23 protein-coding genes are annotated in these 26,439 nt (G+C 58.9%); 20 read left to right on the top strand and 3 right to left on the bottom strand.

Annotated elements, in window-relative coordinates:
* The first annotated feature begins 6 nt into the window (after positions 1–6).
* Positions 7–1,320, top strand: coding sequence for an MFS transporter (locus ACI2KB_RS08930; RefSeq protein ID WP_404633500.1), 1,314 nt, complete (start codon positions 7–9; stop codon positions 1,318–1,320).
* Positions 1,321–1,383: 63 nt separating this feature from the next.
* Complete coding sequence (locus tag ACI2KB_RS08935; RefSeq protein WP_404633502.1) at positions 1,384–2,190, top strand: IclR family transcriptional regulator; 807 nt, start codon at positions 1,384–1,386, stop codon at positions 2,188–2,190.
* A gap of 156 nt (positions 2,191–2,346) precedes the next feature.
* Here the strand turns inward: ACI2KB_RS08935 and ACI2KB_RS08940 are convergent, their stop codons facing one another.
* Entirely contained in the window at positions 2,347–3,399 is a 1,053-nt protein-coding gene (locus tag ACI2KB_RS08940; RefSeq protein ID WP_404633504.1) for an NAD(P)-dependent alcohol dehydrogenase, read from the bottom strand.
* 177 nt (positions 3,400–3,576) lie between these two features.
* Here ACI2KB_RS08940 and ACI2KB_RS08945 point away from each other — a divergent pair, with 177 nt between their 5' ends.
* A complete protein-coding gene (locus tag ACI2KB_RS08945) occupies positions 3,577–4,482 on the top strand; it encodes an AraC family transcriptional regulator N-terminal domain-containing protein (RefSeq protein WP_404633506.1) in 906 nt (301 codons plus the stop codon).
* A 106-nt stretch (positions 4,483–4,588) separates the two neighbouring features.
* Here the strand turns inward: ACI2KB_RS08945 and ACI2KB_RS08950 are convergent, their stop codons facing one another.
* Positions 4,589–6,253, bottom strand: coding sequence for an electron transfer flavoprotein-ubiquinone oxidoreductase (locus tag ACI2KB_RS08950; protein ID WP_404633508.1), 1,665 nt, complete (start codon positions 6,251–6,253; stop codon positions 4,589–4,591).
* Between the two features lie 538 nt (positions 6,254–6,791).
* Here ACI2KB_RS08950 and ACI2KB_RS08955 point away from each other — a divergent pair.
* The 9 genes from ACI2KB_RS08955 to ACI2KB_RS08995 all read left to right on the top strand — a co-directional run bounded on the left by ACI2KB_RS08955 (position 6,792) and on the right by ACI2KB_RS08995 (position 14,131).
* Positions 6,792–7,541, top strand: coding sequence for an electron transfer flavoprotein subunit beta/FixA family protein (locus tag ACI2KB_RS08955; protein WP_404633510.1), 750 nt, complete (start codon positions 6,792–6,794; stop codon positions 7,539–7,541).
* Positions 7,542–8,471: an electron transfer flavoprotein subunit alpha/FixB family protein gene (locus tag ACI2KB_RS08960; protein ID WP_404633512.1), complete on the top strand. Its 930-nt coding sequence runs from the start codon at positions 7,542–7,544 to the stop codon at positions 8,469–8,471.
* 137 nt (positions 8,472–8,608) lie between these two features.
* A complete protein-coding gene (locus tag ACI2KB_RS08965; RefSeq protein ID WP_404633514.1) occupies positions 8,609–9,436 on the top strand; it encodes a substrate-binding periplasmic protein in 828 nt (275 codons plus the stop codon).
* 61 nt (positions 9,437–9,497) lie between these two features.
* Positions 9,498–9,824, top strand: a complete 327-nt coding sequence (locus ACI2KB_RS08970; RefSeq protein WP_404633588.1) for a DUF4398 domain-containing protein — start codon at positions 9,498–9,500, stop codon at positions 9,822–9,824.
* Positions 9,821–10,636 (top strand): OmpA family protein, encoded by an 816-nt coding sequence (locus ACI2KB_RS08975; RefSeq protein WP_404633516.1) that lies wholly within the window; start codon positions 9,821–9,823, stop codon positions 10,634–10,636. Before ACI2KB_RS08970 ends, ACI2KB_RS08975 begins: the two co-directional genes overlap by 4 nt.
* 231 nt (positions 10,637–10,867) lie before the next feature.
* Positions 10,868–12,307 (top strand): PLP-dependent aminotransferase family protein, encoded by a 1,440-nt coding sequence (locus ACI2KB_RS08980; RefSeq protein WP_404633518.1) that lies wholly within the window; start codon positions 10,868–10,870, stop codon positions 12,305–12,307.
* 4 nt (positions 12,308–12,311) lie between these two features.
* Complete coding sequence (locus ACI2KB_RS08985) at positions 12,312–13,115, top strand: translation initiation factor 2 (protein ID WP_404633520.1); 804 nt, start codon at positions 12,312–12,314, stop codon at positions 13,113–13,115.
* 95 nt (positions 13,116–13,210) lie between these two features.
* Positions 13,211–13,468 carry a YkgJ family cysteine cluster protein gene (locus ACI2KB_RS08990; RefSeq protein WP_404633522.1) on the top strand — a complete coding sequence of 86 codons (258 nt, stop codon included), beginning with the start codon at positions 13,211–13,213 and terminating at the stop codon, positions 13,466–13,468.
* Positions 13,469–13,522: 54 nt separating this feature from the next.
* Positions 13,523–14,131, top strand: coding sequence for an START domain-containing protein (locus ACI2KB_RS08995; protein WP_404633524.1), 609 nt, complete (start codon positions 13,523–13,525; stop codon positions 14,129–14,131).
* Between the two features lie 67 nt (positions 14,132–14,198).
* On the opposite strand, the gene gltA is transcribed toward ACI2KB_RS08995, so the two are convergent.
* Positions 14,199–15,488, bottom strand: coding sequence for a citrate synthase (gene gltA, locus ACI2KB_RS09000; protein WP_404633526.1), 1,290 nt, complete (start codon positions 15,486–15,488; stop codon positions 14,199–14,201).
* Positions 15,489–15,851: 363 nt separating this feature from the next.
* Between gltA and sdhC the strand changes: the two genes are divergently transcribed.
* The 8 genes from sdhC to sucC form a co-directional block, all read left to right on the top strand.
* A complete protein-coding gene (gene sdhC / locus ACI2KB_RS09005; protein ID WP_404633528.1) occupies positions 15,852–16,226 on the top strand; it encodes a succinate dehydrogenase, cytochrome b556 subunit in 375 nt (124 codons plus the stop codon).
* A complete protein-coding gene (gene sdhD, locus ACI2KB_RS09010) occupies positions 16,220–16,588 on the top strand; it encodes a succinate dehydrogenase, hydrophobic membrane anchor protein (RefSeq protein ID WP_404633530.1) in 369 nt (122 codons plus the stop codon). Before sdhC ends, sdhD begins: the two co-directional genes overlap by 7 nt.
* 3 nt (positions 16,589–16,591) lie before the next feature.
* Positions 16,592–18,364, top strand: a complete 1,773-nt coding sequence (gene sdhA, locus ACI2KB_RS09015) for a succinate dehydrogenase flavoprotein subunit (RefSeq protein ID WP_404633532.1) — start codon at positions 16,592–16,594, stop codon at positions 18,362–18,364.
* 11 nt (positions 18,365–18,375) lie between these two features.
* Complete coding sequence (locus tag ACI2KB_RS09020) at positions 18,376–19,080, top strand: succinate dehydrogenase iron-sulfur subunit (RefSeq protein ID WP_108238738.1); 705 nt, start codon at positions 18,376–18,378, stop codon at positions 19,078–19,080.
* Between the two features lie 324 nt (positions 19,081–19,404).
* On the top strand, positions 19,405–22,236 hold the full coding sequence (locus ACI2KB_RS09025; RefSeq protein ID WP_404633534.1) for a 2-oxoglutarate dehydrogenase E1 component: 2,832 nt from the start codon (positions 19,405–19,407) through the stop codon (positions 22,234–22,236).
* 41 nt (positions 22,237–22,277) lie between these two features.
* Positions 22,278–23,516, top strand: coding sequence for a 2-oxoglutarate dehydrogenase complex dihydrolipoyllysine-residue succinyltransferase (gene odhB / locus ACI2KB_RS09030; RefSeq protein ID WP_404633536.1), 1,239 nt, complete (start codon positions 22,278–22,280; stop codon positions 23,514–23,516).
* 169 nt (positions 23,517–23,685) lie between these two features.
* Positions 23,686–25,125, top strand: a complete 1,440-nt coding sequence (gene lpdA / locus ACI2KB_RS09035; protein ID WP_404633538.1) for a dihydrolipoyl dehydrogenase — start codon at positions 23,686–23,688, stop codon at positions 25,123–25,125.
* A 203-nt stretch (positions 25,126–25,328) separates the two neighbouring features.
* Positions 25,329–26,439 (top strand): ADP-forming succinate--CoA ligase subunit beta (gene sucC / locus ACI2KB_RS09040; RefSeq protein WP_404633540.1); only part of this gene is annotated, 1,111 nt, incomplete at its 3' end.

A 26,439-nucleotide genomic window follows, 5' to 3' on the forward strand; every position in this document is an offset into this window, starting at 1 on the left:
TCCCCCATGCGCACACAGACCTTGCCGGAGGCGCAGGCGATCACTGCCACGCCCACCCGCAAACGCTTCTTCATCATGGTGTTGCTGTTCATCACCGTGGTCATCAACTACCTGGACCGCAGCAACCTGTCCATCGCCGCCCCCGCGCTGACCAACGAACTGGGCATCGACGCGGTGCACGCCGGTCTGATTTTCTCTGCGTTCGGCTGGACCTACGCGGCCATGCAATTGCCCGGCGGCTGGCTGGTGGACCGCGTCCCGCCGCGCATCCTCTACACCGTCGCGCTGGCACTGTGGTCCATCGCCACCATTTTCCTCGGCTTCGTCGGCAGTTTTGTCGGCCTGTTCGTCCTGCGCATGGCCGTCGGCGCGCTGGAAGCTCCGGCCTACCCGATCAACAGCCGCGTGGTCACCGCCTGGTTCCCGGAAAAAGAACGCGCCACCGCGGTGGGCTTCTACACCTCGGGGCAATTCGTGGGCCTGGCGTTCCTGACCCCGATCCTCGCCTGGCTGCAAACCGCATTCGGCTGGCACATGGTGTTTGTTGTCACCGGTGGTGTCGGCGTGCTGTGGGCGGCGATCTGGTACATGGTCTATCGCGAGCCTCGCGACTTCAAAGGTGTGAATCAGGGAGAAATCGACCTGATCAAAGAGGGCGGCGGGCTGGTGGACATCCAGACTGACACCGCCAAAGCCAAGGCAGGCTTCAACTGGTCCGACCTGGGCATCGTCCTGAGCAAGCGCAAACTGTGGGGCATTTACCTGGGCCAGTTCTGTCTCAACTCCACCCTGTGGTTCTTCCTCACCTGGTTTCCGACCTACCTGGTCAAATACCGGGGCATGGACTTCATCAAGTCCGGGCTGTTGGCGTCGCTGCCATTTCTTGCCGCCTTCATCGGCGTGCTCTGTTCGGGCTTCTTTTCCGACTGGCTGATCCGTCGCGGCTACACCGTGGGTTTTGCGCGCAAACTGCCGATCATCGCGGGCCTGCTGATCTCCACGTCGATCATTGGTGCCAACTATGTGGAATCGACGCCGCTGGTCATCGCTTTCCTGGCGCTGGCGTTTTTCGGCAACGGTTTGGCGTCGATCACCTGGTCGCTGGTCTCGACCCTGGCACCGGCTCGTTTGCTGGGGCTGACTGGCGGCACCTTCAACCTGATCGGCAACCTTGCGGCCATCGCCACGCCGATCGTGATCGGCTTCCTGGCGTCGGGTGAGTCGTTCGCCCCGGCGATCACTTACATTGCCGTGCTGGCGTTGCTCGGCGCGCTGTCCTACATCCTGCTGGTGGGCAAGGTGGAGCGGATCGAGCTGTAAGGTTGGCACTGCAAAGAACTGGCGACGATAATGTCGCCAGCTCCCACATCGATAAGGCGCGATATGCAAGATTCCCCCGACACCGCACCGACAACAGGCAAAGACCCAGCACCTACCGGCACGCAAACGTTGATGCGCGGCTTGGGTGTGGTGCACGCGGTGGCCAGTGGTGCCCGTGACCTCAAGGAAATTGCCCGCCTGATCGGCACGACGCGCAGCACGACCCATCGTCTGGCCAGTTGTCTGGTTGAAGAGCGTTACCTGCGGGTGCTGCCACAGATGGGTTACGTATTGGGGCCAAAGCTGATCGAGTTGGGGTTTCAGGCGCGGGAAGAACTGCCGCTGCCCATGCTGGCGCGACCGTTTCTCGATGAGTTGTCAGCGCTGACCGGCGACACCGTGCATTTGGCGATTCGCGAAGGCGATGATGTGCTTTATCTGCACAAAAACCCAGGCCGCAACGGCCCGGAAATGCGCTCTCGGGTCGGCCATCGCATGCCGCTGGCGCGTACCGGGATCGGCAAGGCGCTGCTGCTGGACAGCCCGGAAAGTGAATGGCAGCGGCTGTTCGATATCAGCGTGCCGGAAGGGGTGAGGAATCCACTCTGGCCCGCTTATGAGGAACAGACCTGGGAACAGGTGCGCACGCGGATGCACGAGTACGTGAAGGGCGGATATGCATTCGATCTGGAAGACAACGAGCCGTCGATTCGCTGCGTGGCGGCGCCGATTCGGGATGCCAGCAAACACATTGTGGCCGGGATCAGCATTGCCAGTACCGTTCCCTACATGCCGCTGGAGAAGATGGCCGAGCTGGTGCCGGTGATCAAGGCAGTGGCGGCGCGCTTGTCGGCGGAGTTGGGTGGGTAAGGTAGAGGTCTGCCAGACTCCGCGATCCCTCTGTGGGAGCGAATTCATTCGCGATACGCCGGTACAGCCGATGATGATCGTTCCCACGCTCCGCGAGCGTCACTACCGGCATTCCCACGCAGAGCGTGGGAACGATCAACGATCACGGTAAGGTGATCAGGCCTTCAACGTCGCCATATCAATCACGAACCGATACTTCACATCGCCCGCGATCATGCGGCTGTACGCCTCGTTGATGTTCTTGATATCGAGCATCTCGATGTCGCAACTGATGTCATGCTCGGCGCAGAAATCCAGCACTTCCTGAGTTTCGGCGATACCGCCAATCAACGAGCCAGCCAGCACGCGGCGTTTCATCACTAGATTGGCCGCATGCAGTGCCGAGTCGACCGGTTCGATCAGGCCCACCAGAATGTGCACGCCGTCAAAACGCAGGGTTTCCAGGTACGGGTTCAGGTCGTGCTGCACCGGAATGGTGTCCAGCAGGAAGTCGAAACGCCCGGCAGCGGCCTTCATTTGCGCGGCGTCGGTGGACACGATCACATGGTCTGCGCCTTGACGACGGGCTTCTTCAGCCTTGCTGGCCGAACGGGTGAACAACGTGACTTCAGCGCCCATGGCCTTGGCGAATTTGATGCCCATGTGGCCCAGACCACCCATGCCCAGTACACCGACCTTGTCGCCCGCTTTCACACCGTAGTGCTTGAGCGGCGAGTAGGTGGTGATGCCTGCGCAGAGGATCGGCGCGGCAGCTGCCAAGTTAAGTTTTTCGGGAATGCGCACCACAAAGTGTTCGCTGACCACGATGCTGCTGGAGTAGCCGCCCATGGTGTTGCTGCCGTCGACACGGTCCGGCGTGGCGTAGGTCAGGGTTGGGCCTTCCAGGCAATATTGTTCCAGATCCGCCGCACAGGCTTCGCAATGACGGCAGGAATCAACCATGCAGCCGACGCCGACCAGGTCGCCGACTTTGTGTTTCGTCACGTTGGCGCCGACTTCAGTGACCTTGCCAACGATTTCGTGGCCCGGCATCAGCGGATAAACGGCGATGCCCCATTCGTTGCGCGCCTGATGGATGTCGGAGTGGCAGACGCCGCAGTACAGAATCTCGATGGCCACATCGTCCGGGCGCGGGCTGCGGCGGTTGAAGGTCATGGGGGCGAGGGGAGTGGTGGCCGACTGGGCGGCGTAACCGATAGCTGTGTACATGTGGAACCTCGCTAAAACGATACAGTGGAGGCGATGCATTCTGCTCAGCGAGGTCCTCTGCGACCATGACCATTCCTACGTCTGTCATGCCTAATGCTCCGGAGTTGGATGATCGGGCGATGCGTGGGCGTGCGGATCTGCGATCATGCCAGTGTCTAATCCTCTGCCTGGTTCCCCATGCCCCTGACTTCTCATTCCGCAGAAAACGAAACGCTGGTGTCTTTGATCAAGCCGCTTTCCCATACACCCGGTTTTCTCGACACGGGGCTGCCGGGCGTACAGACACTCTCATGGAGCTATTACGTTGCCAGCAGCCCTCAGATCTACGAACCCAGCCTGATCATCCTGGCTCAAGGCAGCAAGCTGGCGCGTTTGGGCGCTCGGACATTCGAATACGGTGCGGGGCACTATCTGGTGCAAGCCCTCTCGGTGCCGTTCATGTGCGAAACCTTCGCTACGCCTGAAGAGCCGCTGTATGGCGTGTCGGTCTCGATTGACCGGATGGTGCTGGGGGATTTGGTGCAAGCCATGGCGCTGCCCATCGATGCGTCGGTCAAGGCCCAGACCCCGGAATCCATGACCTCTGCGGCGCTGGACGCACCGATGCGGGAAAGCGTCGAACGCCTGTTGCGCTGCCTGCACACGCCGATGGATCGTCAGGTCATGGGGCCGTCGCTGGTTCGCGAGGTACTGTATGCCGCCTTGCGCGGACCACAGGCGGGGGTGTTACGCGCGCTGGTCGAGCAGCAAGGCCACTTCGCCCGGATCGCCGCGGCATTGCAGCACCTGCGCGATCACTACAACGAAGCGCTGAGCGTCGAAGAACTGGCCCGTTGCGCCAACATGAGCGCTTCGACCTTTCATGAGCATTTCAAACGCTGCACGTTGCTGTCGCCGGTCCAGTACCTCAAACGCGTGCGATTGCTCAAGGCGCAACAGATGTTGATCGGTGAAGGCATGGGCGTGGCGCAGGTCGCGCACAAGGTGGGGTATCAGAGCACATCGCAGTTCAGTCGCGAGTACAAGCGCTACTTCGAGCGAAGCCCGGGGGAGGAGGGGGCGCAGCTGAGGATTTCGGCATGACTCGGTAGCGCATTGTAGGAGCGCGCTTGCCCGCGAAACCCGCACCGCGGTCTGTCAGGCAATCCGCGTCATCGTTCATCGCGGGCAAGCGCGCTCCTACAGGCGTTTACATATTCGGGTACGTCGGTCCGCCCGCACCTTCCGGTGTGACCCAGGTGATGTTCTGCGAAGGGTCCTTGATGTCACAGGTCTTGCAGTGCACACAGTTCTGGGCGTTGATCTGGAAGCGCTTGGCGCCGTCCTCCTGCGTCACCACCTCATACACGCCCGCCGGGCAGTAGCGCTGCGCCGGTTCGTCGTACTTGGGCAGGTTGACGCTGATCGGGATGTTCGGGTCCTTCAGCTTCAGGTGGCACGGTTGCTCTTCTTCGTGGTTGGTGCCCGAGATGAACACCGAACTCAGTTTGTCGAAGCTCAGCTTGCCGTCCGGTTTCGGGTACTCGATGCGTTTCGAATCCGCGGCCAGCTTCATGCAGGCGTAATCCGGCTTGTTGTCGTGCAGAGTGAACGGGATCTTGCCGCCGAACCAGTTCTGATCGATGTAGTTGAACGCACCACCCAGGATCGGACCGAACTTGTGAATCGCCGCGCCGAAGTTGCGGCTGGCGAACAGCTCTTCGTACAGCCAACTGCCTTTGAACGCATCCACGTAAGTGTTCAGCACTTCACCGCCTTCGTTACCGGCGAGCAGGGCATCGGCCAGCGATTCGGCGGCCAGCATGCCGGACTTCATGGCGGTATGGCTGCCCTTGATCTTGGCAAAGTTCAGCGTACCCAGGTCGCAACCGATCAGTGCGCCGCCCGGGAAGACCATCTTCGGCAGCGAATTCAGACCGCCTTTGCAGATCGCGCGAGCGCCGTAGCTGATGCGCTTGCCGCCTTCCAGGTACTGCTTGAGGACCGGGTGATGCTTGAGGCGCTGGAACTCGTCGAACGGCGACAGGAACGGGTTGGAGTACGACAGGTCAACGATCAGACCGACCACCACCTGGTTGTTTTCCAGGTGATAAAGGAAGGAACCGCCGGTGTTCTCGGTGCCCATGACGTCCAGCGGCCAGCCAGCGGTATGCACGACGAGGCCTTGTTGATGCCTGGCCGGGTCGATTTCCCAGATTTCTTTAAGGCCGATGCCGTAATGCTGGGCGTCGGATTCGCTGTCCAGATTGAAACGCTTGATCAGTTGTTTGCCGATGTGGCCACGGCAGCCTTCAGCGAACAGGGTGTACTTGCCGCGCAGTTCCATGCCGGGGGTGTACATGCCGTCTTTGGGCTGGCCTTCGCGGTCCACGCCCATGTCGCCTGTGACGATTCCGCGCACCACGCCGTTGTCGTCGATAAGCGCTTCCTGAGCGGCGAAGCCTGGATAGATTTCGACGCCCAGATTCTCGGCCTGCTGTGCCAGCCAGCGGCACAGGTTGCCGAGGGAGATAATGTAGTTGCCTTCGTTGTGCATGGTTTTCGGCACGAAGGCGCCAGGGACTTTGGTCCCGGCTTCGCCGCTGGTCAGCACATAAATGTCATCGCCCTTGACCGGCGTGTTCAGCGGTGCGCCAAGCTCTTTCCAGTCAGGGAACAGCTCGTTCAGGGCGCGTGGTTCGAACACGGCACCGGAGAGAATGTGGGCGCCGACTTCGGAGCCTTTTTCCACCACGCAGACGCTGATTTCCTGGCCCGCTTCGGCGGCCTTCTGCTTCAGACGGCATGCGGCGGACAGCCCGGCGGGGCCGGCTCCGACGATGACGACGTCGAATTCCATAAATTCGCGTTCCACTGGCTATCTCCTGATCAAGGCTCGAACGGTATTTTTTTATAGGTCACTGAAAACCGACACGCGGGGCAGGTTGTCATCCGGGTGTCATCTCAAAGGGGCGCATTATATCTACACCACCTTGAAGGTCCAATACAAACGTTTGTTTGAATCAGCTGAAACCCTGATAAAACATAGGGAGACGGCTTGTGACTGGCGTTTTTGTCGTATTGACCGGAATAGGCGTTCCGGTCAAGATACGGGCGGTTTTGCGCTCGCCGTAGGCTGGCCGTTGGTACGAGAACACCTCTGAAAGCGACGCGAGTGCCGTGCAGCAAACCCGCAAAGTACCTTGAATCTTCAAGGACCGCAGGCGGGGAGCAGTTTACACGTGCGGCCCGCGTATGACTTGGCTTAAGGCGGATGGGCGGTTGTTTTTTGCTGAACTCACCGTTAAGCAACCACGAATACGCTGTTTTCAAAGGTGTTCTTTACACTGACGTGTACCCATCGCCAGGCACGACCTGGCGACTTCTTTTCACCGGAGAGTAACGAGGAATCCATGAAGGTTCTTGTAGCTGTCAAACGAGTGGTCGACTACAACGTCAAGGTTCGCGTCAAAGCGGACAACTCCGGCGTCGATCTCGCTAACGTCAAAATGTCCATGAACCCTTTCTGCGAAATCGCTGTGGAAGAGGCTGTTCGCCTGAAAGAGAAGGGCGTTGCGAGCGAAATCGTCGTCGTGACCGTCGGCCCGACCACTGCTCAGGAGCAACTGCGCACCGCGCTGGCCCTGGGTGCCGACCGCGCCATCCTCGTTGAAGCCGCTGACGAGCTGAACTCCCTGGCCGTGGCCAAGCTGCTCAAAGCCGTCGTCGATAAAGAGCAGCCACAGTTGGTCATCCTCGGCAAGCAGGCCATCGACAGCGACAACAACCAGACTGGCCAGATGCTGGCTGCCCTGAGCGGTTACGCGCAAGGCACCTTCGCTTCTAAAGTCGAGGTCTCGGGCGACAAGGTTGCCGTCACCCGCGAAATCGACGGCGGTCTGCAAACCGTGTCGTTGAGCCTGCCGGCCATCGTCACCACCGACCTGCGTCTGAACGAGCCACGCTACGCGTCGCTGCCGAACATCATGAAGGCCAAGAAGAAGCCACTGGAAACCGTCACCCCGGATGCACTGGGCGTTTCCGTGGCTTCCACCAACAAGACCCTGAAAGTCGAAGCCCCGGCTGCTCGCAGCGCAGGCATCAAGGTCAAGTCGGTTGCTGAACTGGTCGAGAAACTGAAGAACGAGGCGAAGGTAATCTAAATGACTATCCTGGTTATCGCTGAGCACGAAAACGGCGCGATCGCTCCCGCCACCCTGAACACCGTTGCTGCTGCTGCCAAGATCGGTGGCGACATTCACGTCCTGGTCGCAGGCCAGGGTGTTGGCGCTGTCGGAGAAGCCGCTGCGAAAATCGCCGGTGTTTCGAAAGTGCTGGTGGCCGACAATGCGGCCTACGCGCACCAACTGCCAGAAAACATTGCGCCACTGGTCGTTGAGCTGGCATCGGGTTACAGCCACGTTCTGGCTGCAGCGACGTCCAACGGCAAGAACGTCCTGCCGCGTGTGGCTGCACAACTGGACGTCGATCAGATCTCCGAAATCATTTCGGTTGAATCGGCTGACACCTTCAAGCGCCCAATCTACGCGGGTAACGCCATTGCGACCGTTCAGTCGTCGGCGGCCATAAAGGTCATTACCGTTCGCGCCACCGGCTTCGATGCCGTTGCTGCTGAGGGCGGTTCCGCTGCTGTTGAAGCCGTGGGCGCTGCTCACGACGCAGGCAAATCGTCTTTCGTCGGTGAAGAGCTGGCCAAGTCCGACCGTCCTGAGCTGACCGCTGCCAAAATCGTCGTTTCTGGCGGCCGTGGCATGCAGAACGGTGACAACTTCAAACACCTGTACGCCCTGGCCGACAAGCTGGGTGCTGCCGTGGGCGCCTCCCGCGCTGCGGTCGACGCAGGCTTCGTACCGAACGACATGCAGGTCGGTCAGACGGGCAAGATCGTCGCACCTCAGTTGTACATCGCTGTCGGCATCTCCGGCGCGATCCAGCACCTGGCCGGTATGAAAGACTCCAAAGTGATCGTTGCGATCAACAAGGACGAAGAAGCACCGATCTTCCAGGTGGCCGATTACGGTCTGGTGGCGGATCTGTTCGAAGCCGTTCCCGAGTTGGAGAAGCTGGTCTAATTCAGTCGCCTGACTTATAAAGAGAACCCGTTCTTTCGGGCTGTTCGAACCCACTATCATCGAGCTTCATCGATGGCCTGTGTGTTCCATAGCCTGGAATGAGCGGGTTTTTTATTGGATTGAAAAAGGATGTTGCCATGCCGTCGCCAAGGCAGACGCTGATTACGCTGTTTGCGGGTTTGCTGCTGTTGTCCTCGATGGAGGCCAGTGCGGCAGGCAAATGTGATCGGCTGGTCGTGACCGGCAGCCCCGACGCCCCGCCGTATCTGTGGCGCGACCCGCAGGACCCCGCGCACTTGATGGGGGCCAACGCCGACTTGCTCAAGGAGGCTGCGGCGCAAATGGGCGTCAAAGTTGAGTTGCTCTATGGCGGCAAGCGCAGCCAGGCACTGGAAGAAGTGCGCACCGGCCGAATGGACCTGCTGGCCGACACGCCGCTGAACAATAACGAACTGGAATCGCTGGATTTCATTCACCCGCCGATTGCCCAGAACGAAATCATGGTCTGGACCCGCGTCGGGCATGCGCAGCCTTTTAACTCACTCGCTGAACTGCACGGGCATCCCGGTGCAATCTCGGAAAAAACCCGCATCACTCCCGGATTCGATAACGCTATCAAGGAACATCTGACCCTCGAGAAACAGCCCAATCTGACGCAAGCCTTCCAGAAGTTGATGCTGGGGCAGGTCGAGTTTGTGCTCGCCGGGCGCTATGCCGGAATGGCGTTGGTCCAAACGCTGGCGATGGCCAAGGACCTTCAGTCGCAGCCGTTGCCGCTTGATAGACCGGGTTTGTATTTGGCGCTGTCGTTCAATTCGGCCTGTAACGACCCTTGGCTGCGCGGACAGTTGGCGAAAAAAATGACAGAATTGGCGGCTTCGGGTCGTTCCAGTGAAGCTATCGCGCACAACCTGGAACTGTGGAAAGCTCAACTTCAGCAGCCGACCAGCGCCATCAAACAGTAAGCATGTTCAACAGGAATTCGTTTTGAGCGTTTTTTCGAGAATACGACCTTTATTCGCCGTCATGGCCATTGTCTCGCTATTCGGCTGCGCCAATGACCCCGCGCCCAACGAGCAACTCAAACTCACCGAACAGGCTGTTGCTCAGGCGACGGCTGTCGGCGCCACCGACGAAGAGCCTGATATGGCCAGTGCTCAGGCAAAGCTCGCCCAAGCCCGGGCCGACATGACGAACAAGTCCTATAAGGATGCACGCATGCAGGCGGAGCAGTCGGAGCTGGATGCGCGGCTGGCGGAAGCGCGCGTACTGACTCAAAAGAGCGACGAGCAACTGACCCAGGTGAACACTCGTCTGGAGCGGTTGCGCAAACAGTTGGGGGCTGCTCAATGAACTGCATCCCTCGCATCTTGAGCGTATGTCTGCTCCTGGGCAGTGCGGGTCTGTATGGCTGCGCCGGGCACCAGAGCAGTGAAAAAGCACTGCAAAGCGCCAGCGCCGATTTCCAGAAAGTGAAGGGTGATACCAACGTTTTGCGCAGCGCGCCCAAGGATGTGATCCGTGCCGGTGAATTGCTGGCGCGAGCTGAGCGCTTGTCCAGTTATGTTGGTAGTTCGGACGACGTCAGCCACTACGCGTACCTGAGTAGCCGATACAGTGCCATTGCTGCGGAACACAGCCAGTTGCTGCTCAATCAGGAAAAACTGGCGCGGCTTGAGCTCGAACGCCAGCGCCTGCAACTGGCACTGCGCGAAGCCAAGCTCGCCGGGGCGCAGCAGCAGGGCAAGTGGGCAGAGGATCAGGTCATCAGCCTGTCGACTCAACAAAATGAGCGCGGTCTGGTGATGACCCTTGGCGACATGTTGTTCGACACGGGGCGCGCGGAGTTGAAAAGCTCTGCCAATCGCACCGTGCTGAAGGTCGTACAGTTCCTGCAATTCAACCCAAAGCGGGTGGTACGGATCGAGGGCTACACCGACAGCACGGGTGACAGCCAGGAGAACCTGCAACTGTCTCGCGACCGCGCGCAGGCCGTGGCGGATGTATTGTCGGACCTTGGCATTGAAGACGAGCGCATCCAGGTTGAGGGTTACGGTGATCAATTTCCGGTGGATGTGAACAGTTCGGAACGCGGTCGGGCGCAAAATCGTCGGGTTGAAATCGTGTTTTCTGACGAAAAAGGCAAGCTCAGCGCTGCCCGCTGAAAAATATTTTTCAATCAGCCCGGTTTTAATCAGAAAAGCCGGGCTTTTTTGTACATAAAAGCCGGTCATTTGGCAGATATGCTGCAGTTTATTTTTTCGCAAACCGAAGTATGACTAGCCGCGAACTGAACTGTCCCCGTACACTTTCCAACTGTTACGGTAAGTGGCTTGCGCTGATCGCTGTTTCGCACTCGGCCATAGCAGTGAAGGCGCGCAATCGAGGGACACGAAATGACCAATCTTCTGCTGTATCAACGCATCGCTCAGCAGTTGGCTGAAGACATTCGCCGTGGCGTTTATCAGCCCGGTGAGCGTGTGCCTTCGGTGCGCAAGATGAGTTCTCAGCTCAATGTGAGCCATGCGACGGTATTGCAGGCCTACGCCAATCTTGAGGATCAGGGGCTGATCCGCGCACGTCCGCAGTCCGGTTACTACGTGCATCAGACCCCCGCGCTGACGGCGCCGACCCCTGATATTGCGCGGGTTGAGCGGCCTGGCCTGGTCACGCGAGCAAGTATCATTCAGCAAGTGTTGGTCGAGGCGCGTCGTGAGGGCGTCTTTGCCTTTGGCGCCGCTGTGCCCCATATCGACTACCTGCCGCTGCGCGCCTTGCATCAGCAACTGGCCAAGGTCACGCGTTTTCAGAGCCCCCGTGCCTTCAACTACATGTTCAGTCCCGGATTTGAGCCGCTGCGTCGGCAGGTGGCGATCCGCATGCGCGATGCAGGTGTGGTGGTCGACCCTTCTGATGTCGTGATCACTCATGGCTGTGTCGATGCACTGCAAATGTCGCTGCGGGTGCTGACCAGCCCGGGGGACCTGATTGCGGCGGAGTCCCCTACCTATTACGGGCTGCTGCAACTGGCTGATCTGCTGGGCCTGAAAGTGATCGAGATTCCCAGCGACCCGAACACGGGTATCAGTCTGGAAGCCTTGCAACTGGCGGCCAATCAATGGTCGATCAAGGCGCTGGTGATGACCTCGCGCCTGAGTAACCCCTTGGGCAGCACCATGCCTGAAGAGCGGCAGAAGCACCTGCTGCGACTGGCCTCCGACTTCGATATTCAGGTCATCGAAGACGATATCTACGGCGAGCTGATGTACGAGCAGAACAAGACCAAGGCGCTCAAGGCCTTTGATCGTCTGGGGCGCGTGATCTATTGCTCAAGTTTCTCGAAAACCCTGTCGCCGGGCGTGCGGATCGGCTGGATGATCGCCGGTAAATACCAAGCGGAAATCCAGCGTTTGCAGACGTTCAGTACCCATTCTGCGTGCAGTGTGACGCAGATGGCGGTGGCGTCTTATCTGGAAAACGGCGGTTACGATCGCCACTTGCGCTACATCCGACAGGAGCATCGGAAGAATCTGAGTGCATTCCAGCTGGCAGTCCAACAGATGTTTCCGGAAGGCACACAGATCAGTCGCCCCGCTGGCGGGTTCATCTTGTGGATCAGCTTGCCGGGAAGGGTCAATACGCAGGAACTGCATGTCCGGGCGTTGGAGCAGGGCATCAGCATTGCGCCGGGCCTGATTTTCAGCAATACAGAACAATTCAATCACTGTATTCGCCTGAACTGTGGTTTGCCTTGGAATCGGGAGGCCGAGCGAGCGTTGATGACGCTGGGCATGTTGGCCAAACAGCTGTGTCAGGACGCCGGTCAATCCTGGTGAACTCGTGCCGCCGGGCGTTTTCCACTTTATAACGAGGTCGCTGACAAGGCCTTCACTTGTCAGCGATCCTGCAAAGAGCCAGCATATTGGCTTCCGCCTATTTTTCTGCCGTTCAATTATGAATTCACTGCGATGTGTCGGTCTTTTGATGTGGGTGTTTCTCAGTGGATGTGACGCTGACAAGTCGCCTGCGCCGCCCCCAAAGGTGGCTGCGCAAGCACCTGCGGTGGTGCCTGCTGACAAGGCTCCTGAAGCTGCTGTGTCGGTTCAAAAGGCGCCGGAGTCGGCGCCAGTGGTGCATGAGCTCAAGCCCAACGTGAATGTCGTGCCTGTCATTGCGAACACCCGAGCCGATCCCGCGAAGACCGATGTGGCAAAGAAGGCCACGACGCCCGCCAAGGCGGCTGCGATCGAACAGAAGACGCCCAGTGTGAACGCCAAATCCGCCAAGGTTAAAGCGGATAACGCCGAGGTGGCGAACCGCGCACCCGTGGCCAGCAAGAGTAAAACGCCCGCTCAAGTGGTGAAGGACACTCGATTGCCAAAGGCGTCTCTGGACTTGAGTTTGCCGCCCGACATGGTCAAGCAGCTCAATCCTCCTGCCAACGTCATCACGGCCAACGGCAAGACAAAAGCCCAGCCCGTGGGCGGCAAACCGTTGCTACCCAAAATGTTTCCTGACAGCGAAGCCCCTTCGGACTTCCAGCTACAGGGGCGCTTGTTGAGCAATGAAATGGAGCTGCAACTGCGTAACGAGGCGCGCAAGGAAGTTGACGGCGCTGCGCTGGATTTCAAATTCAAACAGTAAATCTCTGGTGATTGCCGAAAACGCTGCGTTTTCAAACGCGCGTTTCAGCGGTTAAGATCCAGCGGTCTCTCATCGATCTTCAAGAGAATGCCTTCATGGAATGCCGTCCGGGCTGTGGCGCTTGCTGCATCGCGCCCTCCATCTCGTCGCCCATCCCTGGCATGCCCCACGGCAAGCCGACAGGAGAACGTTGTGTGCAGTTGTCGGTCGACATGCTGTGCATGATCTTCGGTCAGCCTGATCGGCCTTTGGTGTGCGGCGGGTTTGCGGCGGATCCCGAAGTGTGTGGCGACAGCTCCGAGGAGGCTATTCGCTTGATCGGTTGGTGGGAGCAGGCCACATCGGTCGCTTGACGCACGTGTGTGCGCAATTGACGCATCGGAACTACCGACAATAAGGAATAAGATATGGGTTCTCTGTACCGGATTGCATTAGGTCTTGGCATGACTGTACTGGTGATGAGTGCTGCTCAGGCTGATGACTGGAAGGTCGCCAAGAATGAGGATGGCATCAAGGTATCGTTGAGTGATGTTGCGGGCTCGCAATACAAGGCGTACCAGGGTGTTACCACAATCGGGGCCAGTGTCGCCAAGTTGCGCGCTCTGCAAGAGGATGTGGCTGGGGCTTGTTCGTGGGTGCACGAGTGCAAGCTGCAAAAAGTGCTCAAGCACGATGGTGACAAAACGTGGACATACACCCAGTTCAACACGCCATGGCCTGTCACGCCTCGTGATTCTGTTCTGCAAATCACCACGGTTGAGGGTGCAGATGGGAGTGTGACGCGGAACCTGTTGGGGCAGCCTGCGTACATTCCGGAAGAAAAAGGCTTTGTCCGTGTAGCTCAGGTCGAGGGCTTCTGGAAGTTGGTGCCAAAGGGTCCGAACGAAACGGAAGTGACGTATCAGGTGCACACCGAGCCGGGTGGCAGTGTTCCGTCGTGGTTGGCGAACAAATTTGTAGTCGATGCGCCTTTCAATACGTTGAAAGCATTGCGCGAGCGTGCGGCTGCCAAGTAGCTGTTACAGCTTCTGCGCAAACAAAAAAAAGGCTGCCAGTGGCAGCCTTTTTCGTTGGTCGTATCGCTTACTTGCGCTCAGCCAAGGGCTTGATGTCGCGTGGCGTTTCGCCTGTGTACAGTTGGCGCGGACGGCCAATCTTGTACGGGCTGGAGAGCATTTCTTTCCAGTGCGAGATCCAGCCAACGGTGCGTGCCAGGGCGAAGATCACGGTGAACATGCTGGTTGGAATGCCGATCGCCTTCAGGATGATGCCCGAGTAGAAGTCGACGTTCGGGTACAGCGAGCGCTCGATGAAATACGGATCGGTCAGAGCGATCTCTTCGAGGCGCATGGCCAGTTCCAGTTGCGGATCGTTGGTGATGCCCAGCTCGCGCAGTACTTCGTCGCAGGTCTGCTTCATCACGGTGGCGCGTGGGTCGCGGTTCTTGTAAACGCGGTGACCGAAGCCCATGAGCTTGAACGGGTCGTTCTTGTCCTTGGCCTTGGCAATGAATTTGTCGATGTTGGACACATCGCCGATTTCATCGAGCATGGTCAGTACGGCTTCGTTGGCGCCGCCGTGAGCAGGTCCCCACAGTGCAGCGATACCGGCGGCGATACAGGCGAACGGGTTGGCGCCCGAAGAGCCGGCCATGCGCACGGTCGAGGTCGATGCGTTTTGTTCGTGGTCGGCGTGGAGGATGAAGATCCGGTCCATGGCCTTGGCCAGCGTCGGGCTGATCGGTTTGATCTCGCACGGCGTGTTGAACATCATGTGCAGGAAGTTTTCCGCGTAGCTCAGGTCATTGCGCGGGTACATCATGGGTTGGCCCATGGAGTACTTGTAGACCATGGCGGCCAGGGTCGGCATCTTGGCGACCAGGCGAATCGCCGAGATTTCGCGGTGTTGCGGATTATTGATGTCCAGTGAGTCGTGGTAGAACGCGGACAGGGCGCCGACAACGCCGCACATGACGGCCATCGGGTGGGCGTCGCGGCGGAAGCCGTTGAAGAAGGTCTTCAGTTGCTCGTGAACCATCGTGTGGTTTTTCACGTTGCCGACGAACTGGGCTTTCTGTTCGGCAGTTGGCAGTTCGCCATTGAGCAGCAGGTAGCAGGTTTCGAGGTAGTCGGACTGCTCGGCCAGTTGCTCGATCGGGTAGCCACGGTGCAGCAGAATGCCGTTGTCACCGTCGATGTAGGTGATCTTGGATTCGCATGAGGCGGTCGACATGAAGCCTGGGTCGAATGTGAAGCGTCCGGTGGCGGTCAGGCCGCGTACGTCGATTACATCGGGACCAACGGTGCCGGTCAGAATGGGCAGCTCGACGGGGGCAGCGCCCTCGATGATCAACTGCGCTTTTTTGTCAGCCATGTGGCCTCCTATTTATGCTTCAAATCATCAGACAGGCCCCCCACGCAGGGCCCGCATCACTATAGTGAGATAAATTCTAAAGTCAATTTGCCAAAAGTCTTGTAGCAGAAGGCTTTAACCCACGGTTTTCCGCGAAATTCCCTGCCATTTACGCCTTTTATTCCGCTAATGCAATCCGCCATTAGGGGAGGGCGTGTGCGTTGTCATTAGTTGGCTAACTGTCTATACTCGGCACCCGACCGCCAGGGGCTTGCAAGCCTGTTTTTCTGGGGGTCGTCACTTCCTGGGTAGTGGGTACCTGACCAGTGCACTTCCCAACAACTTGCCCTGATTCCTAGGGGCTCTTCAGTGTGAAAAAAAGCCGTGAATAGCCAACGACCTGTAAACCTAGACCTAAGGACCATCAAACTCCCCATCACCGCGATCACGTCGATCCTTCACCGCATCTCCGGCATCATTCTGTTCGTCGGCATCGCCTTCATGCTCTACGCATTGGGCAAATCGCTGGGTTCCGAAGAAGGCTTTGCCGATGTGAAGGCGACCTTGACCAGTCCTCTGGCCAAGTTCATCGCATGGGGGCTGCTGTCTGCCCTGTTGTATCACCTGGTGGCGGGCGTTCGTCACCTGATCATGGATTCGGGTGTCGGTGAGACGCTGGAAGGCGGAAAGCTGGGCTCGAAAATCGTCATCGCCGTTTCCGTGGTGTTGATCGTTCTGGCGGGAGTTTGGATATGGTAACCAGCGTTACGAACCTGTCTCGTTCGGGCCTCTATGACTGGATGGCGCAACGCGTCTCCGCCGTAGTGCTCGCGGCTTATTTCATTTTCCTGATCGGATACATCGTTGTGCACCCGGGCCTCGATTACGCCCAGTGGCATGGCCTGTTCTCCCATAACGGAATGCGCATCTTCAGTCTGCTGGCCCTCGTTGCTCTGGGCGCTCACGCCTGGGTCGGCATGTGGACCATTGCGACCGACTACCTGACGCCAATGAGCTTCGGCAAGTCGGCGCTGGCTGTGCGTTTCCTGTTCCAGGCGTTCTGCGGCATCGTGATGTTCGCGTACTTCGTCTGGGGTGTGCAGATTCTTTGGGGTATCTGATTCATGGCTAACATCAAGACTCTTTCCTTCGACGCCATCATCATTGGTGGTGGCGGCGCGGGCATGCGCGCTGCCTTGCAGCTGGCTCAGGGCGGCCATAAGACCGCCGTAGTCACCAAGGTCTTCCCGACCCGCTCCCACACTGTGTCCGCCCAGGGTGGTATTACCTGTGCCATCGCTTCGGCCGACCCGAACGATGACTGGCGCTGGCACATGTACGATACCGTCAAGGGTTCCGACTACATCGGTGACCAGGACGCTATCGAATACATGTGTCAGGAAGGCCCGGCCGCGGTTTTCGAGCTGGACCATATGGGCCTGCCGTTCTCCCGTACCGAAACCGGTCGTATATACCAGCGTCCGTTCGGTGGTCAGTCCAAGGACTTCGGTAAGGGCGGTCAGGCTGCCCGTACTTGCGCGGCGTCCGACCGTACCGGTCACGCGCTGCTGCACACCCTGTATCAAGGCAACCTGAAAGCGGGCACCACCTTCCTGAACGAGTACTACGCCGTCGATTTGGTGAAGAACTCCGAAGGCGCCTTCGTCGGCGTGATCGCGATCTGCATCGAAACCGGCGAAACCATGTACATCAAGTCCAAGGCTACCGTTCTGGCCACCGGCGGTGCAGGCCGTATCTACGCCTCCACCACCAACGCCCTGATCAACACCGGTGACGGTATCGGCATGGCGTTGCGTGCGGGTGTTCCAGTTCAGGACATTGAAATGTGGCAGTTCCACCCAACCGGCATTGCTGGCGCAGGTGTACTGGTCACTGAAGGCTGCCGCGGTGAGGGTGGCTACCTGATCAACGCTCACGGCGAGCGCTTCATGGAGCGTTATGCGCCGAACGCGAAAGACCTGGCAGGTCGCGACGTGGTTGCGCGTTCCATGGTTAAAGAAATCATCGCCGGTAACGGTGTTGGTCCGAACAAGGATCACGTGCTGCTGAAACTGGATCACCTGGGTGAGGAAGTGCTGCACAGCCGCCTGCCAGGTATCTGCGAACTGTCCAAGACCTTCGCCCACGTCGACCCTGTCGTCGCTCCGGTTCCTGTCGTTCCAACCTGCCACTACATGATGGGCGGCGTTGCCACCAACATCCACGGTCAGGCGATCACCATGGACGCCGAAGGCAACGACCAGATCATTCCAGGTCTGTTCGCCGTAGGTGAAGTGGCGTGCGTATCGGTCCACGGTGCCAACCGTCTGGGCGGCAACTCGCTGCTCGACCTGGTCGTGTTCGGCCGCGCCGCCGGTCTGCACCTGGAAAAAGCGCTGAGCGACGGCATCGAATACGCCGACGCCAGCGATACCGACATCGATGTCGCGCTGAACCGTCTGAACGCGCTGAACAGCCGTACCGAAGGTGAAGACGTTGCCAGCCTGAAGCGCGAGCTGCAGAGCTGCATGCAGAACTACTTCGGTGTATTCCGTACCGGTGAATACATGGAGAAGGGCATCGAGCAACTGGCGGGCCTGCGCGAGCGTATCGCCAACGTGAAAATCAACGACAAGTCCCAGGGTTTCAACACCGCGCGTATCGAAGCGCTGGAGCTGCAAAACCTGCTGGAAGTCGCTGAAGCCACCGCGATCGCTGCCAACACCCGTACCGAGTCCCGCGGCGCTCACGCCCGTGAAGACTTCGAAGACCGTGATGACGTCAACTGGCTGTGCCACACCCTGTACTACCCGGGTGACAAGCGCGTTGCCAAACGTGCCGTCAACTTCGCGCCGAAGACCGTTCCGGCGTTCGAACCAAAAGTCCGGACTTACTAAGGGTGGCTGCTATGTTGAAAGTCGAAGTTTATCGTTACAACCCCGACACCGACTCGGCACCTAAAACTCAGGTGTTCGACGTCGATACCGGTGGCAAGGACCTGATGGTTCTGGACGTGCTGGCGCTGATCAAAGAGCAGGACGAAGGTTTCTCTTACCGTCGTTCGTGCCGTGAAGGCGTTTGCGGTTCTGACGGCATGAACATCAACGGCAAAAACGGCCTGGCGTGCATCACGCCGCTGTCTGCCGTGGTGAAGAACAACAAGCTGGTGGTGCGTCCGCTCCCTGGTTTGCCGGTCATTCGTGACCTGGTCGTCGATATGAGCATCTTCTACAAGCAATACGAGAAGGTGAAGCCATTCTTGCAGAACGATACGCCGGCTCCGGCCATCGAGCGTCTGCAATCGCCTGAAGAACGTGAGAAGCTGGACGGTCTGTACGAGTGCATCCTGTGCGCTTGCTGCTCGACTTCCTGCCCTTCGTTCTGGTGGAACCCGGACAAGTTCCTCGGTCCAGCTGCCCTGCTGCAAGCCTATCGTTTCCTGGCTGACAGCCGTGACACCAAGACCCAGGAGCGTCTGGCATCGCTGGACGACCCGTTCAGTGTGTTCCGTTGCCGAGGGATCATGAACTGCGTGAACGTTTGCCCGAAAGGCCTGAACCCAACCAAGGCTATCGGTCACGTTCGCAGCATGCTTCTGACCAGCGGTATCTAATGTTCTGGCCCGTGCATGTCACGGGCCGGTTCGTTGCACCTTGTGGCATCGATGCACTGCAGTATTTGAAAATGTTGTACCCGTAAACGCTGCGGCACAGGCAACAGCCCACGTCGTGGTTTAAACCTGAGCAACGGCCATCAGGCTGCGGCTCTTATTTTGAAGAAATGAGACCAGCAGGGGCATCCGGGCTGGTACCCGGGCTATCTGCGCGATCCTTGGCGACTTGGTGCACTCGACGACCTGAAGCGGTCGTTGTATGGACTTTCGAGTTTGCCCGGGCCATCGACGCTGATGGTGTCCCCTAACCGAGGGTGACCAAGCATGCAAGAAAGCGTGATGCAGCGCATGTGGAACAGCGCCCACCTTTCAGGTGGTAACGCTGCCTATGTGGAAGAGCTTTATGAGCTCTACCTGCACGACCCTAACGCTGTGCCAGAAGAATGGCGCACCTACTTCCAGACGCTGCCGGCAGATGGCAGCACTGTCACCGATGTATCGCACTCTACGGTTCGCGATCATTTCGTGTTGCTGGGCAAGAACCAGCGTCGCGCACAGCCGGTCTCTGCCGGTAGCGTGAGCAGTGAACACGAGAAGAAGCAAGTCGAAGTGCTGCGACTGATCCAGGCATACCGTATGCGCGGCCATCAGGGTGCGCAGCTCGATCCGCTGGGTTTGTGGAAGCGTACTGCGCCAGCTGACCTGTCGATCGACCACTACGGTCTGACCAACGCTGACCTCGATACCACCTTCCGTGCCGGAGACCTGTTCATCGGCAAGGAGGAAGCGAGCCTACGCGAAATCGTCGACGCTTTGCAGAAGACATATTGCCGCACCATCGGCGCCGAGTTCACGCACATCGTCGATTCCAACCAGCGCAACTGGTTCATGCAGCGCCTCGAAAGCGTGCGTGGCCGTCCAGCTTACTCCGCCGACATTCAGAGCCATCTGCTCGAGCGCGTCACCGCGGCTGAGGGCCTGGAAAAGTACTTGGGCACCAAATACCCGGGCACCAAGCGTTTCGGTCTGGAAGGTGGCGAAAGCCTGATCCCGATGCTGGACGAGTTGATCCAGCGTTCCGGTTCCTACGGCACCAAGGAAATCGTCATCGGCATGGCCCACCGTGGTCGTCTGAACGTGCTGGTCAACACCTTTGGCAAGAACCCGCGCGAGCTGTTCGACGAGTTCGAAGGCAAGAAGAAGGTCGAGCTGGGCTCCGGTGACGTGAAATACCACCAGGGTTTCTCGTCCAACGTCATGACCACCGGTGGCGAAGTTCACTTGGCGATGGCATTCAACCCGTCCCATTTGGAGATCGTTTCTCCTGTGGTCGAGGGGTCGGTGCGCGCTCGTCAGGACCGTCGTAACGACACCACTGGCGAGAAAGTGCTGCCGATTTCCATCCACGGTGACGCTGCGTTCGCAGGTCAGGGCGTGGTTCTGGAAACCTTCCAGATGTCGCAGACCCGCGGCTTCAAGACCGGCGGTACCATCCACATCGTGGTGAACAATCAGGTCGGCTTTACCATCAGCAATCCTCTGGACTCGCGCTCCACCGAGTACGCGACCGACGTTGCCAAGATGATTCAGGCCCCGATCCTGCACGTGAACGGCGATGACCCGGAAGCGGTGCTGTTCGTCAGCCAACTGGCGATCGACTACCGCATGCAGTTCAAGCGTGACGTGGTCATCGACCTGGTCTGCTACCGTCGTCGCGGCCACAACGAGGCCGACGAACCAAGCGGTACTCAGCCTCTGATGTATCAGCAGATCGCCAAGCAGCGCACCACCCGTGAGCTGTACGCCGATGCACTGGCCACCGCCGGTGTGCTGAACGCTGAAGGCGCTCAGGCCAAGGTCGATGAGTACCGCAGTGCACTGGACAACGGCATGCACGTGGTCAAGAGCCTGGTCAAAGAGCCTAACAAGGAACTGTTCGTCGATTGGCGTCCGTACCTGGGCCACGCCTGGACCGCGCGTCACGACACCCGTTTCGACCTCAAGACCCTGCAAGAGCTGTCTGCCAAACAGATGGAGCTGCCGGAAGGCTTCGTGGTTCAGCGTCAGGTTCAGAAGATCTACGAAGACCGCCAGAAGATGCAGGCCGGTGGCTTGCCGATCAACTGGGGCTACGCAGAAACCATGGCCTACGCCACGTTGCTGTTCGAAGGCCATCCTGTGCGCATCACCGGCCAGGACGTAGGTCGTGGCACCTTCTCGCACCGCCATGCTGCGCTGCACAACCAGAAGGACGCCAGCGTCTACCTGCCGCTGCAGAACCTGTTCGCCGGTCAGCCCAAATTCGAACTGTACGACTCCTTCCTGTCGGAAGAGGCAGTGCTGGCATTCGAATACGGCTACTCGACCACCACGCCGAACGCGCTGGTGATCTGGGAAGCTCAATTCGGTGACTTCGCCAACGGTGCACAGGTCGTGATCGACCAGTTCATCACCAGCGGCGAGCACAAGTGGGGCCGTCTGTGCGGTCTGACCATGCTGTTGCCTCATGGGTACGAAGGTCAGGGTCCGGAGCACTCATCGGCACGTCTGGAGCGCTACCTGCAACTGTGCGCCGAGCACAACATTCAGGTGTGCATGCCGACTACCCCGGCTCAGATCTACCACCTGCTGCGTCGTCAGGTGATTCGTCCGCTGCGCAAACCGCTGGTTGTGCTGTCGCCCAAATCCCTGCTGCGTCACAAACTGGCGATCTCGACCCTGGAAGATCTGGCCGAAGGCTCGTTCCAGACGGTCATTCCGGAAATCGATACCCTCGATCCGGCAAAAGTGACCCGCCTGGTCCTGTGCAGTGGCAAGGTCTACTACGACCTGCTGGAAAAACGCCGTGCCGAAGGCCGCGAAGATATCGCCATCGTGCGTATCGAGCAGCTCTATCCGTTCCCGGAAGACGACCTGATGGAGGCCATCGCGCCTTACACCAACCTGACCAATGTGGTCTGGTGTCAGGAAGAGCCGATGAACCAGGGCGCCTGGTACAGCAGCCAGCATCACTTGCGCCGTAGCATCGGCAATCACAACCGCAATCTGGTGCTTGAGTATGCCGGTCGTGATGCTTCCGCTGCGCCTGCTTGTGGCTACGCTTCGATGCACGCCGAACAGCAGGAAAAACTGCTGCAAGACGCGTTCACTGTTTAACGCCTTCGCGCACTAGAAACCGAATTAAGGAATTACAGACAATGGCTATTGAGATCAAAGCCCCCTCTTTCCCGGAATCCGTTGCCGACGGCACCATTTCCAAATGGCACAAACAGCCGGGTGAAGCGGTTAAGCGTGACGAACTGCTGGTCGACATCGAAACCGACAAAGTCGTGCTCGAAGTGCTGGCCGAAGCAGACGGCGTGCTGGCTTCCATCGTCAAGGGCGAGGGCGACACTGTCCTGTCCAACGAACTGATCGCAACCCTGGACGCAGGCGCCACTGCATCGGCTGCTCCGGCTGCCGCTGCTGCTCCGGCCGCTGCTCCTGCTGCCGCGCCAGCCGCTACTGCTGCCGCTGCTGACGAAGACGCCATCGGCGCCCCCGCTGCCCGCAAGCTGGCTGAAGAAAACGGCATCGCGCTGTCCAGCATCAAAGGCACCGGCAAAGACGGTCGTGTCACCAAAGAAGACGTGGTGGCTGCCATCGAAGCGAAGAAATCCGCTCCGGCCGCCGCACCTGCTGCCAAGCCTGCCGCAGCTCCAGCTGCTGCTGCGCCTGTTTTCGCCGCTGGCGACCGCACCGAGAAGCGCGTGCCGATGACCCGTCTGCGTGCCAAGGTTGCCGAGCGTCTGGTTGAAGCTCAATCGACCATGGCCATGCTGACCACTTTCAACGAAGTCGACATGACCGAAGTCATGGCGCTGCGTTCGAAGTACAAGGACCTGTTCGAGAAGAGCCATAACGGTGTGCGTCTGGGCTTCATGTCGTTCTTCGTCAAGGCGGCTACCGAAGCGCTGAAGCGCTTCCCGGCAGTCAACGCGTCGATCGACGGTTCCGACATCGTTTACCACGGCTACGCAGACGTCGGCGTTGCCGTCTCCAGCGACCGCGGTCTGGTGGTTCCGGTTCTGCGTAACGCCGAGCAGATGAGCCTGGCTGAAATCGAAGGCGGCATCGCCACTTTCGGCAAGAAAGCCCGTGACGGCAAACTGTCCATCGACGAGATGACTGGCGGTACCTTCACCATCACCAACGGTGGTACTTTCGGTTCGATGATGTCGACCCCGATCGTGAACCCGCCACAAGCGGCCATTCTGGGCATGCACAACATCGTTCAACGCCCGATGGCGATCAACGGTCAGGTTGTGATCCGTCCGATGATGTACCTGGCTCTGTCCTACGATCACCGCTTGATCGACGGTAAAGAAGCTGTGACCTTCCTGGTGACCATCAAGAACCTGCTGGAAGATCCGGCTCGTCTGTTGCTGGACATCTAAGAGGCATCTCCATGCTGCAGGCTGAAAACTTCCTTTGGAAGCAGACCAGCGTGCAGTTTGAGGTGTACAGTTTCGCCCCTATGAACAAGTGGCAAGCCGGTGCTGCAAATCAGCGCAGTCCGGCTTGTGGCTTGCAGCTTCAAGCTCGCAGCTAACAAGGAACTTTGTTATGTCCCAGAAATTCGACGTGGTAGTGATTGGCGCAGGCCCTGGCGGTTATGTTGCCGCCATCAAGGCTGCGCAACTTGGTCTCAAGACTGCCTGCATCGAGAAGTATCAGGATAAAGAGGGCAAGCTGGCCCTCGGCGGTACCTGCCTGAACGTAGGTTGTATTCCGTCCAAGGCGCTGCTGGACAGCTCCTGGAAGTTCTATGAAGCGAAAAACCAGTTCAACGTTCACGGCATCTCGATCTCGGGCGACGTGAAGATGGACGTACCGGCCATGGTCGGTCGCAAGTCGCAGATCGTCAAAGGCCTGACCGGCGGCGTTGCCAGCCTGTTCAAGGCCAACGGCGTCACTTCTCTGCAAGGTCACGGCAAACTGCTGGCCGGCAAGAAAGTCGAGCTGACCAAGCCTGACGGCACCACTGAAGTGATCGAAGCCGACAACATCATCCTGGCGTCCGGTTCCCGTCCGATCGACATTCCACCGGCTCCGGTCGACCAGAACGTCATCGTCGACTCCACTGGCGCCCTGGAATTCCAGGCAGTACCAGAGCGTCTGGGCGTGATCGGTGCTGGCGTGATCGGTCTGGAGCTGGGTTCGGTATGGTCCCGTCTGGGCTCCAAGGTCACCGTTCTGGAAGCACTGGAGAAGTTCCTGCCAGCCGCTGACGAAGCCGTGTCCAAAGAAGCACAGAAGACCTTCACCAAGCAGGGTCTGGACATCAAACTGGGCGCTCGCGTCACCGGTTCGAAAGTCAACGGCAACGAAGTGGTCGTCAACTACACCGACAAAGACGGTGAGCAGAACATCACGTTCGACCGCCTGATCGTTGCGGTAGGCCGTCGTCCGGTTACCACCGATCTGCTGGCAGCCGACAGCGGCGTCGACATCGACGAGCGCGGCTTCATCTTCGTCAACGATCAGTGCGAAACCAGCGTGCCTGGCGTTTATGCGATCGGTGACGTGGTTCGTGGTCTGATGCTGGCGCATAAAGCGTCGGAAGAGGGCATCATGGTGGTTGAGCGCATCAAGGGTCACAAGACCCAGATGAACTACGACCTGATCCCTTCGGTTATCTATACCCACCCGGAAATCGCGTGGGTCGGTAAAACCGAGCAGACCCTGAAAGCCGAAGGCGTTGAAGTCAACGTCGGTCAGTTCCCGTTCGCGGCCAGCGGCCGTGCAATGGCGGCCAACGACACTGGCGGTTTCGTCAAGGTCATCGCGGACGCCAAGACCGACCGCGTATTGGGTGTACACGTGATTGGCCCAGGCGCTGCTGAACTGGTCCAGCAGGGCGCTATCGGTATGGAATTCGGCACCAGCGCTGAAGACATCGGCATGATGGTCTTCTCGCACCCGACCCTGTCCGAAGCTCTGCACGAAGCAGCGCTGGCTGTGAATGGCCACGCCATCCACATTCAGAACAAGAAGAAACGCTAAGAAAAAACCACGGCGGACCGCCCGTCGCAGGCCTTGCTCGCAAGGCGTGCCGCGGAAGGTCCGTTGGACTCGAACTCCTGACAAGGGTCAGGTCATGACTTCGGTGATGGCCGGATAATCGTCAGGAGAAGCGGTCACAGGTGGTGCGGCACGCCTGGACGAGCAGCACCGAAGCGCAGTACCTAACGAAGACGGTAAAAAGCATGAATCTTCACGAGTATCAGGGTAAGCAGCTGTTTGCTGAATACGGCCTGCCAGTATCCAAAGGCTTCGCAGTAGACACCCCGGAAGCAGCAGCAGAAGCGTGCGACAAGATCGGCGGAGCCGAGTGGGTCGTCAAAGCCCAGGTTCACGCAGGTGGTCGCGGTAAGGCTGGCGGCGTCAAGCTGGTCAAGAGCAAAGAAGACGCAGCTGCGTTCGCTGCCCAGTGGCTGGGCAAGCGTCTGGTCACTTACCAGACTGATGCCAACGGTCAGCCGGTCACCAAGATCCTGGTTGAATCCTGCACTGACATCGCCAAAGAGCTGTACCTGGGCGCTGTAGTCGATCGTTCGAGCCGTCGTATCGTGTTCATGGCTTCCACCGAAGGTGGGGTGGACATCGAGAAAATCGCTCACGACACGCCTGAGAAGATTCTCAAAGCCACCATCGACCCACTGGTTGGCGCTCAGCCATTCCAGGGTCGCGATCTGGCATTCCAGCTGGGTCTGGAAGGCAAGCAAGTCGCTCAGTTCGCCAAGATCTTCACCGGTCTGGCCAAGCTGTTCCAGGACCACGACCTGGCCCTGCTGGAAGTGAACCCGCTGGTGATCAAGGCTGACGGCGATCTGCACTGCCTGGACGCCAAGATCAACATCGACGCCAACGCCATGTACCGTCAGCCCAAGCTGAAGGCTTTCCACGACCCATCGCAAGATGACCCACGTGAAGCCCACGCTGCCAAGTTCGAACTGAACTACGTGGCACTGGAAGGTAACATTGGCTGCATGGTCAACGGTGCTGGCCTGGCCATGGGTACCATGGACATCGTCAACCTGCACGGCGGCAAGCCAGCCAACTTCCTGGACGTTGGCGGCGGCGCGACCAAAGAGCGCGTGACCGAAGCGTTCAAGATCATTCTGTCCGACAGCAATGTCGCTGCAGTACTGGTCAACATCTTCGGCGGCATCGTTCGTTGCGACATGATTGCCGAAGGCATCATCGGCGCCGTGAAAGAAGTCGGCGTGAAAATCCCGGTTGTTCGCCTTGAAGGCAACAACGCTGAGCTGGGCGCAAAAGTACTGGCAGAAAGCGGTTTGAACATCATCGCAGCTA

The organism is Pseudomonas sp. NPDC088444 (assembly GCF_044900175.1).
Classification (GTDB): Bacteria; Pseudomonadota; Gammaproteobacteria; order Pseudomonadales; family Pseudomonadaceae; genus Aquipseudomonas.